The following is an 875-nucleotide window of genomic DNA, read 5'->3' as shown; positions in this document are numbered from 1 at the left end:
GTGGAGACGCGCGCGATGCCGGACGACTGGCCCGAGGCGCGCTTCGACCTGATCGTGATCAGCGAATTCGGCTACTACCTCGACGAGCCGGCTTGCGCGGCGCTGGCGCGCCTGGCCTGCGCCTCGCTGGAGCACGACGGCACGCTGGCGTGCTGCCACTGGCGACATGGCGCCGATGACATGCGCATCGGCGGCGGCGCGGTGCACGCGCGCTTCGCGCAGGCCGCGCGCCGCGCCGCGCTGGAGGTGGTGGCGCATATCGACGATGCCGATTTCCTGCTCGACGTGTGGAGCGAGGAGCCGGCCAGCCTGGCGCGGCGCGAGCAGCGCCGGGGCGATGCCGCGGATCGCTAGGGCCGCGCGCCGGCGGGCCGCCGCGACGACCGCGGCATGCTTCGCCTCGCGGCGAACCAATGCGCGGCCGCGAGAATCCGGCAACGCGCGCCTCGATGCGGGATCCTCTTCAAGTCGTGCAGCGCGTCGCGCCGCGCCATTCCATGCGCCAGTAGCGCTCGGGCTGCTCGAGATCGACCAGCGGCGCCCCGCCGAACGCGCGCAACTGGCTCGCATAGGCCGCCACCGCGCGCCGCTTGATGCCACGCGCGCGCCTCGCCTCACGATCGGGGCACCAGTCGACGCCAAGCGGCGTGATCTCCAGGCCGGCGCGCTCCAGCTCGGCCAGGCGCCGCCGCGTTTCGTCGGGCGCGGCGCGATGGATCGCCTCCTCGTAGACCAGGCAGGCGCCGATCCGTCCCGCGCGCAGCAGCGCGAGCCAGGCCGCCGCGACACGCCGATGATCGGGATGGCGCAGGCCGAGCGGCAACAGCGGCGCGGCGCCGGCATGCCGCGCCAGTTGCGCGGCCAACGCGTCGGCA

2 pseudogenes are annotated in these 875 nt (G+C 74.7%); one reads left to right on the top strand and one right to left on the bottom strand.

The window, feature by feature from the left end:
- Positions 1-354 (top strand): annotated as a pseudogene (locus F3J18_RS37605) (SAM-dependent methyltransferase); the annotation flags it as partial.
- Between the two features lie 109 nt (positions 355-463).
- Here F3J18_RS37605 and F3J18_RS37600 read toward each other — a convergent pair.
- Positions 464-875 (bottom strand): annotated as a pseudogene (locus F3J18_RS37600) (GlcNAc-PI de-N-acetylase); the annotation flags it as partial.

Source organism: Burkholderia sp. Ax-1720 (genome assembly GCF_011753035.1).
GTDB lineage: Bacteria > Pseudomonadota > Gammaproteobacteria > Burkholderiales > Burkholderiaceae > Burkholderia > Burkholderia gladioli.
The sequence above is the reverse complement of the archived record's forward strand: the minus strand, read 5'-3'. Positions and strand labels throughout refer to the sequence as shown.